Genomic DNA, 8,307 nt, shown 5'->3' with positions numbered 1-8,307 from the left:
TCACGAAGAAGGACATGAAGCCGAGCTTGACGCCGTGCTTCTTCTCGAAGGCGTCCTTGTATTCGTTGCGCAAGGACATGATGCCGGACATGTCGACCTCGTTGTAGGTCGTCAGCATCGCGGCGGTGTTCTGCGCGTCCTTCAGGCGGCGGGCGATGGTGGCCCGCAGGCGGGTCATCTTGACGCGTTCCTCACGCGCGGCGTCCTCGGCCGGGATGGGCGCGCGGGGGACGGAGACGGGCGCGGGCGCGGCGGCCGGGGCCGGGGCCGCGGCGGGGGCCGGGGTGGCGACGGCCTTGGCCACGTCTTCCTTCATGATGCGACCGTCGCGGCCAGTGCCCTTGACCTCATCGGCGGACAGGCCGGCCTCGGCCAGGGCCTTCTTGGCCGAGGGGGCGTTTTCCACGTCGGCGCGGGGGGTGACTTCCTCATGACCTGCGCCGGGGGAGCCGACGGCGGCAGCGGCCTCGATCTTCGGGTCCTCGGTCTTGGGCTTCTGCGCGGTGGGGGCGGCAGCGGCGCCTTCGGTCACGATGGCGAGGCGGGCGTTCGCTGCCACGGTGGTGCCTTCGGGGGCGAGGATTTCGGCCAGCACGCCCGAGACCGGCGAGGGGACCTCGACCGAGACCTTGTCGGTTTCAAGCTCGCACAGCATCTCGTCCTGCTTCACGGCGTCGCCCGGCTTCTTGAACCAGGTGGACACGGTGGCCTCGGACACGGATTCGCCAAGGGCGGGGACCATCACGTCAGTCATTTTTCTTCTCCGGTCTTTCCAAGGTCAGTTCAGGCCCAGGGCCTGGGCGACGAGGGTTTGCTGTTCATGCTTGTGGCGGGAGGCGAGGCCCGTGGCGGGCGACGCGCTGGCCTTGCGGCCGGCGTAGGACATGCGGGTCGTCTTGCCGCGGACCTTGGTCAGGATCTGCTCCATGTCCGGCTCGATGAAGAGCCAGGCGCCCTGGTTCTTGGGCTCTTCCTGGCACCAGATGAATTCCGCTTTCGGGAAGCGGGCGAGTTCCTGGCCCAAGGAGATGGTGGGCAGCGGGTAGAGCTGTTCGACGCGGAGGAGGTAGACGTCGTCCAGCCCTTGCGCGTCACGTTCGGCGAGGAGGTCGTAGTAGACCTTGCCCGAGCAGAGGACGACGCGCTTGATCTTGTCGTCGGCCTTGAGCTTGAGGGTGGAGTTGCCCTTCTGCGCGTCGTCCCAGAGGACGCGGTGGAAGGTGGAGCCGTCGGTGAAGTCTTCCGCGCGGGAGATCGCCATCGGGTGCCGCAGGAGCGACTTCGGCGTCATCAGGATCAGCGGCTTCCGGTAGGTCCGGTGCAGCTGGCGGCGGAGGATGTGGAAGTAGTTCGCCGGGGTGGTGCAGTTGGCGACGATCCAGTTGTCCTCGGCGCTGAGTTGCAGGAAGCGTTCCAGGCGGGCCGAGGAGTGTTCCGGGCCCTGGCCTTCGAACCCGTGGGGGAGGAGGACGACGAGGCCGGACATCCGCAGCCACTTCGATTCCGACGAGTTGATGAACTGGTCGAACATGATCTGCGCGCCGTTGGCGAAGTCGCCGAACTGGGCTTCCCAGAGGGTGAGCGCGTTCGGTTCGGACAGCGAGTAGCCGTATTCGAAGCCGAGGACGGCATATTCCGAGAGCATCGAGTCGATGACCTCATACCGCGCCTGGCCGGGACGGATGTGGTTCAGGGGGTAGTGGCGTTCCTCGGTCGTCTGGTCGATCCAGCCGGAGTGGCGCTGCGAGAAGGTGCCGCGGGTGCAGTCCTGGCCGGAGAGGCGGACGTTGAAGCCTTCCACCTGAAGCGAGCCGAAAGCCAGCGCCTCGGCGGTCGCCCAGTCGAAGCCTTGACCTTTTGCAAACATTTCCCGCTTGGCTTCCAGCTGGCGGGCCACGGTCTTGTGCAAATCGAACCCTTCGGGCACGCGGGTCAGCGCCGCCCCGACCTCGGCCAGGGTCTCGGCCTTGATCCAGGTTTCGCCGCGCTGGTAGTTGTTCAGGTCCTTGGTCTGCAGGTTCTTCCAGCGGCCGTCGAGCCAGTCGGCCTTGTTCGGAAGGAAGGCCTTGCCGGCCTCGAACTCTTCGTTGAGCCGGGCCTGGAAGGCGGCCTTCATCTGCTCGATCTCGCCTTCGGGGATCAGGCCGTCGGCGACGAGGCGGTCGGTGTAGAGCTGGAGCGTCGTCTTCTGCTTGCGGATGCGGTTGTACATCGCCGGGTTGGTGAACATCGGCTCGTCGCCTTCGTTGTGACCGAAGCGGCGGTAGCAGAAGATGTCGATGACCACGTCCTTGTGGAACTTCTGGCGGAACTCGGTGGCGACGCGGGCCGCGTGGACCACGGCCTCGGGGTCGTCGCCGTTGACGTGGAAGATCGGCGCCTCGACCATCAGGGCGATGTCCGTCGGGTAGGGCGAGGTGCGGCTGAAGGACGGGGCGGTGGTGAAGCCGATCTGGTTGTTGACGATGATATGGATGCAGCCGCCGGTGCGGTGGCCCTTGATGCCCGACAGTTGCAGGCATTCCGCCACGACGCCCTGGCCGGCAAAGGCCGCGTCGCCGTGGAGGAGGATCGGCAGGACGGCGATGCGTTCCGCCTGGTCGTTCATCTGGTCCTGCTTGGCGCGGGCCTTGCCGAGGACGACGGGGTTCACCGCTTCCAGGTGCGAGGGGTTCGCAGTGAGAGACAGGTGGACCTTGTTGCCGTCGAACTCGCGGTCGCTGGAGGCGCCAAGGTGGTATTTCACGTCGCCGGAGCCGTCCACGTCCTCGGGCTTGTAGGAGCCGCCCTGGAATTCGTGGAAGATCGCCCGGTAGGGTTTCTGCATGACGTTGGCGAGGATGTTCAGGCGCCCGCGGTGGGGCATCCCGATGATGATTTCCTTCACCCCAAGCGCGCCGCCGCGCTTGATGATCTGCTCCATCGCCGGGATCAGCGCCTCACCGCCGTCAAGGCCGAAGCGCTTGGTCCCCATGTACTTGACGTGGAGGAACTTTTCGTAGCCCTCGGCTTCCACGAGCTTGTTCAGGATGGCCTTCCGGCCCTCGCGGGTGAAGGCGATTTCCTTGCCGTAGCCTTCGATGCGTTCCTTCAGCCACGACGCCTGTTCCGGGTCCGAGATGTGCATGTACTGCAGCGCGAAGGTGCCGCAGTAGGTGCGCTTCAGGATGTCGATGATCTGGCGCATCGAGGCGTGGGTCAGGCCCAGCACGTTGTCGATGAAGATCGGGCGGTCCATGTCGGCTTCCGAGAAGCCGTAGGAGGCCGGATCAAGTTCCGGGTGGGATTTCTTCTCGGCCAGGCCCAGCGGATCGAGGTCGGCGGCGAGGTGGCCGCGGATCCGGTAGGCGCGGATGATCATCAGCGCGCGGATGGAATCGAGGACGGCGCGCTGGATCTGTTCGTCGGAGAGCTGGACCCCGGCCTCGGCGGCCTTGGCGGCGATCTTCTGGCCAGCGGCCTTGCCTTCCCTGGCGGGCGGCGGTGCGGCCCATTCGCCGGTGAGCGCGGCGGTCAGCTCGTCGGCGGGGGTCGGCGGCCAGTCGGCGCGGGCCCAGGAGGGGCCGGAGGCGGCGCGCTTGGTGTCGACCTCGCTGTCGCCGAGCGACTGGAAGAAGGCGGCCCATTGCGGGTCGACCGAGGCCGGGTCCGCGGCATGGCGGGCGGCGAGCTGGTCGACGTAATCGGCGTTGGCTCCGTCGAGGAAGGACGAGGCGGCGAAGGCGGCGGTGGGGGATTGGTCGGTCATGCGATTACCCTCTTGTCTTTCAAAGCCAGAGCCAGGGCGCGACGCGGCGCGCGATCCGGCGGATGGTGGATTTGCTGCGGTTTCCGAACGAGCGGTAGTTCTTGCCCGATCCGCCCGAGGTGCCCCGGAATTCGGGCTGCACGCGGAAGCGGGGGGTGATGTCCTTGCGACCCAGATGGGGCTTCAGTCGCTGGTAGAGAAGCTTTTCAACAGTAAAGTGCTCATCAGGCCAGTCGTGGTGAATAAGGCTGCGAAAGCCCGCTGGCGTGAAAGCGATAAGCTTGGTGTCGGTCCACTGGTTACCGCCCAAGGCCTCGCCGATCAGGGGCACGTCGCGGCAGTCGGCGTATACCGAAAAACCCTGCGGCTGGGTGGCGATGAGGTCGTCGAGGTTGTCCACGATCAGCCGACCCGTGACTTTCCAGACCGGCTCATCTTCGCCCAGGCGGGAACGGAACTGGTCCAGCGCCGTGGCGATCAGCTCCATCTCGCCCTTGCCCTTGCCGAAGGCTGGGGGGACGGGGCTTTTGTAGCTGTGGAACAGCACTTCGCGCCCGGCCCTGGCGGCCAGCTCTTTCAGCGCATCGAGCGGGTAAGCGGAGTTGTCGACGAAGAGGATCTTCAGGTCCGGCACGCGCAGGTAGTGGACCAGCGCAGCCTGATATTCGGCAAGGCGCTGGGCCGGATCGAACTGCGTGTGCGCCGCGGCTGCGGGGTCGGGCGCGATGGTTGCGGTCATCAGGAGTGCGGTCATGTCACCACCCCCGCCGCCCCCGAGGGCAGGCCCTGGCTGGCCCACGGAGAGATCGCGTCCCTTTGCATCTTACCCCTTGATCGCCTTCAGCACGGCCTCGCCCAGGCCTGCGGGGCTGTCGGCCACCACGATCCCGGCCGATTTCATCGCCTCGATCTTGCTGCCAGCATCACCCTTGCCACCGGCCACGATGGCACCAGCGTGGCCCATGCGGCGGCCCGGGGGGGCGGTGCGACCGGCGATGAAGCCGGCGGTCGGCTTCCAGCGGCCGCGCTTCTTTTCGTCGGCGAGGAACTGGGCGGCTTCCTCTTCGGCAGAACCGCCAATCTCGCCGATCATGATGATCGACTGGGTGGCGGGGTCGGCGAGGAACATCTCGAGCACGTCGATATGCTCGGTCCCCTTGATCGGGTCGCCGCCGATGCCGACGGCGGTGGTCTGGCCGAGGCCAACGTCGGTGGTCTGCTTCACGGCCTCATAGGTGAGCGTGCCCGAGCGGGAGACGACGCCCACGGAGCCTTTTGAGAAGATGGAGCCCGGCATGATGCCGATCTTGCATTCGCCGGGGGTCAGGACGCCGGGGCAGTTCGGGCCGATGAGACGGGACTTCGAGTTGATGAGCGCGCGCTTGACCTTCATCATGTCGAGGACCGGGATGCCTTCGGTGATGCAGACGATCAGCGGGATCTCGGCGTCGATGGCTTCGAGGATCGAGTCGGCGGCGAAGGGCGGGGGCACGTAGATTGCGGTCGCATCTGCTCCGGTCTTGGCGACGGCCTCATGGACGGAGTCGAAGACGGGAAGGCCCAGATGCTCGGTCCCGCCTTTGCCGGGGGTCACGCCGCCGACCATTTGCGTGCCGTAGGCGATGGCCTGTTCGGAGTGGAAGGTGCCTTGCGAGCCGGTGAAGCCCTGGCAGATGACTTTGGTGGATTTGTTGACGAGGACGGACATGGACTTCAGCCTTTCACCGCTTTGACGATCTTCCGGGCCGCATCCGACAGGTCGTCGGCTGCGATGACGTTCAGGCCGGAATCGTTGATGATCTTCTTGCCGAGATCGACGTTGGTGCCCTCAAGCCGGACGACCAGCGGGACCTTGAGGCCGACTTCCTTGACCGCGGCGATCACGCCCTCGGCGATGATGTCGCAGCGCATGATGCCGCCGAAGATGTTGACGAGGATGCCCTTCACGTTCGGGTCGGAGGTGATGATCTTGAAGGCCTCGGTCACCTTCTCCTTCGTCGCGCCGCCGCCGACGTCAAGGAAGTTGGCGGGTTCGGCGCCGTAGAGCTTGATGATGTCCATCGTGGCCATGGCGAGGCCCGCGCCGTTGACCATGCAGCCGATCTCGCCATCCAGCGCGATGTAGTTGAGGTCGAACTTCGACGCGGCGAGTTCCTTCGGGTCTTCCTCGGTCTCGTCCCGCAGGGCGGCGATGTCGGGGTGGCGGTAGATCGCGTTGCCATCGAAGCCCATCTTCGCGTCGAGGAGGCGGAGGGAGCCGTCCTTCAACACGCAGAAGGGGTTGATCTCCAGCATGTCCATGTCCTTGTCGAGGAAGAGCTGGTAGAGCTTCTTGACGATCTGGACGCAGGATTTGACCTGCTGGCCGGAGAGGCCGAGCGCAAAGGCCACGCGGCGGCCGTGGAAGTCCTGCAGGCCCGTGGCCGGGTCGATGGTGAAGGTGTGGATCTTCTCGGGCGTGTCGTGGGCCACGTCCTCGATCGACATGCCGCCTTCGGTGGAGGCGACGATGGAGATGCGGCTGGTCTGGCGGTCGATCAGGAAGGCCAGGTAGAACTCACGCTCGATGTCGCTGCCGTCTTCGATGTAGATGCGGTTGACCTGCTTGCCGGTGGCGCCGGTCTGGACGGTGACGAGGGTGCGGCCCAGCATCTGGCGGGCGAATTCGGCGGCTTCGCCGACCGAGCGGGCCAGGCGGACGCCGCCCTTTTCCCCGGCTTCGGGTTCCTTGAAATGGCCCTTGCCGCGGCCGCCGGCGTGGATCTGCGCCTTCACCACCCAGAGCGGCCCGTCGAGTTCGCCGGCGGCGGTCTTGGCCTCTTCCGCGCGGAGGACGACGCGGCCGTCGGACACGGGGATGCCGTAGCTGCGCAGAAGTGCCTTGGCCTGGTATTCGTGGATGTTCATCTGGTGCCCCTTCGACGGCCGGGATTGGTCAGGGGCGTTCTGGCATGGGTTGGGGCGCGGGCCAAACGGCAAATGCCTGTAAAGCGGGCAAAATGCCGTGAAAATGCCGGATGTGATCACGCTGTGAAAGCGTGTGATCACGCGGCGGAAAATCGTGATCACATGGTGGCGGTAACGCCAGATGAGCCTGCGAATCACCCTTTGCATGGTCAGATTGACAAGGATCGGGGGGCTTGCGAAGGCTGGTCCGCAGAAAAGAGGAGACCGCCATGCCGCGCCCGAGTGCCAATGACATCACGCAAGACGTGCTGCCGAAGATCAGCCACGGGCGGGGGGTCTATCTGTGGGATGTCTCGGGGAAACAATACATCGACGGCTCCGGGGGCCCTGCGGTGTTTTCGGTGGGCCACGGCGACCCGCGCGTGAACGAGGCGGTGGCGAAGCAGATGGAGAAGGTGGCCTATGGCTACCGGTATCTCTTCAGCTCGGACCCGCTGGAGGAGATGAGCGAGATGCTCCGTCAGGCAACTGGGCTGGCGGACATGGTCTACACGACCTCGGGGTCGGAGGCGGTGGAAAGCGCGGTGAAGATCGCGCTGCAGTATCATTATGACCGGGGGGAGCCGGGGCGGGTGAAGTTCATCGCTCGCCGGCGGTCCTGGCACGGGAACACGCTGATGGCGACGGCGCTGTCGGGGTTTGAGGAGCGGCAGCGGGCTTTTGCGGGGGCCTTGCCCTCGGTCGGGCGGGTCAGTGCGGCGAATGCTTATCGGTTGCCTTCGGGGGTGACGCGGGAGGGGCTGGTCGCGCACCTGGCGGCGGAGCTGGAGGCGGAGATTTTGCGGCTGGGGCCGGAGACGGTCGCGGCGTTTATCTGGGAGCCGGTGGTGGGGGCGGCTGGGGGCGCCTTGCCTGCGCCCGAGGGCTATGGGCGCGCGGTGGCCGAGGTCTGCCGGCGGCACGGGGTGCTGGTGATCTGCGACGAGGTGATGTGTGGCTCGGGCCGGACGGGGGTGTGGCGGGCGTCCGAGGAGGACGGGATCACGGCGGACATCATCACGGTGGCGAAGTCGCTGTCGGGGGGCTACCTGCCGCTGGGAGCTGCGGTCTACACCAAGGAGATTGCAGAGGTGATGGCGGCGGGGCATGGCGGGCCGCTGACGGGGCATACCTATACCGGGCACACGGCTTGTCTGGCCGCAGGGGTGGCGGTGCAGAAGATCGTGCAGGAAGAGGGGCTTCTGGCCCGCATCCGGGACAAGGGGCCGCGCTGGCAGGCGGAGCTGCGGGCGCGGATGGCGCATCTGCCGCAGGTGGGCAACGTGCGGGGGCGGGGGTATTTCATCGGGGTGGAACTGGTGGCGGACCCCGGGACGAAGGCCCCGTTCGACGCCGCGCTGGGGGTGAACGGGCGCATCCGGGCCGAGGGGCTGCGGCGAGGGCTGATCTGTTATCCCTCGGGCGGGCATGTCGACGGGGCGGCGGGGGACACGGTGATCCTCGCGCCGCCGTTCAATGCGACGGACGGGGAGCTGGACGAAATCGCCGACAAGCTGGTGGCGACGCTGGAGACGGTGCTGAACGATTTGGGCTGAGCGCCGGAGTTTTCGAAAACTCCGGACCGGAGCCTTCGAAGGCTCCGATGCGATTTC

Annotated in this window: 5 protein-coding genes and 1 pseudogene; 1 reads left to right on the top strand and 5 read right to left on the bottom strand. The window is 66.3% G+C overall.

Going from position 1 to position 8,307, the window contains the following annotated elements; genetic code table 11:
• The 5 genes and pseudogenes from ACE3Q6_RS22045 to sucC form a co-directional block, all read right to left on the bottom strand.
• Positions 1–757: pseudogene (locus tag ACE3Q6_RS22045) on the bottom strand (biotin/lipoyl-containing protein); the annotation flags it as partial.
• Positions 758–778: 21 nt separating this feature from the next.
• Positions 779–3,748: a 2-oxoglutarate dehydrogenase E1 component gene (locus ACE3Q6_RS22040; protein WP_374437237.1), complete on the bottom strand. Its 2,970-nt coding sequence runs from the start codon at positions 3,746–3,748 to the stop codon at positions 779–781.
• A gap of 19 nt (positions 3,749–3,767) precedes the next feature.
• A complete protein-coding gene (locus ACE3Q6_RS22035; protein ID WP_374437235.1) occupies positions 3,768–4,502 on the bottom strand; it encodes a hypothetical protein in 735 nt (244 codons plus the stop codon).
• Positions 4,503–4,571: 69 nt separating this feature from the next.
• Entirely contained in the window at positions 4,572–5,456 is an 885-nt protein-coding gene (sucD, locus tag ACE3Q6_RS22030) for a succinate--CoA ligase subunit alpha (protein ID WP_374437233.1), read from the bottom strand.
• 5 nt (positions 5,457–5,461) lie between these two features.
• Entirely contained in the window at positions 5,462–6,655 is a 1,194-nt protein-coding gene (gene sucC, locus ACE3Q6_RS22025) for an ADP-forming succinate--CoA ligase subunit beta (RefSeq protein WP_374437230.1), read from the bottom strand.
• A gap of 269 nt (positions 6,656–6,924) precedes the next feature.
• Between sucC and ACE3Q6_RS22020 the strand changes: the two genes are divergently transcribed.
• Positions 6,925–8,250: an aspartate aminotransferase family protein gene (locus ACE3Q6_RS22020; protein WP_374437229.1), complete on the top strand. Its 1,326-nt coding sequence runs from the start codon at positions 6,925–6,927 to the stop codon at positions 8,248–8,250.
• The last annotated feature ends 57 nt before the right edge of the window (positions 8,251–8,307 follow it).

Origin of the sequence: Tabrizicola sp. (genome assembly GCF_041913445.1) — a bacterium.
Classification (GTDB): domain Bacteria; phylum Pseudomonadota; class Alphaproteobacteria; order Rhodobacterales; family Rhodobacteraceae; genus Tabrizicola.
This window is presented reverse-complemented; position numbering and strand designations above follow the sequence as displayed.

Excerpts from the sequence above, each read along its gene's own strand:
- sucC (WP_374437230.1), bottom strand. The coding sequence starts at position 6,655 with ATGAACATCCACGAATACCAGGCCAAGGCACTTCTGCGCAGCTACGGC.
- ACE3Q6_RS22040 (WP_374437237.1), bottom strand. The coding sequence starts at position 3,748 with ATGACCGACCAATCCCCCACCGCCGCCTTCGCCGCCTCGTCCTTCCTC.
- sucD (WP_374437233.1), bottom strand. The coding sequence starts at position 5,456 with ATGTCCGTCCTCGTCAACAAATCCACCAAAGTCATCTGCCAGGGCTTC.
- ACE3Q6_RS22035 (WP_374437235.1), bottom strand. The coding sequence starts at position 4,502 with ATGACCGCACTCCTGATGACCGCAACCATCGCGCCCGACCCCGCAGCC.
- ACE3Q6_RS22020 (WP_374437229.1), top strand. The coding sequence starts at position 6,925 with ATGCCGCGCCCGAGTGCCAATGACATCACGCAAGACGTGCTGCCGAAG.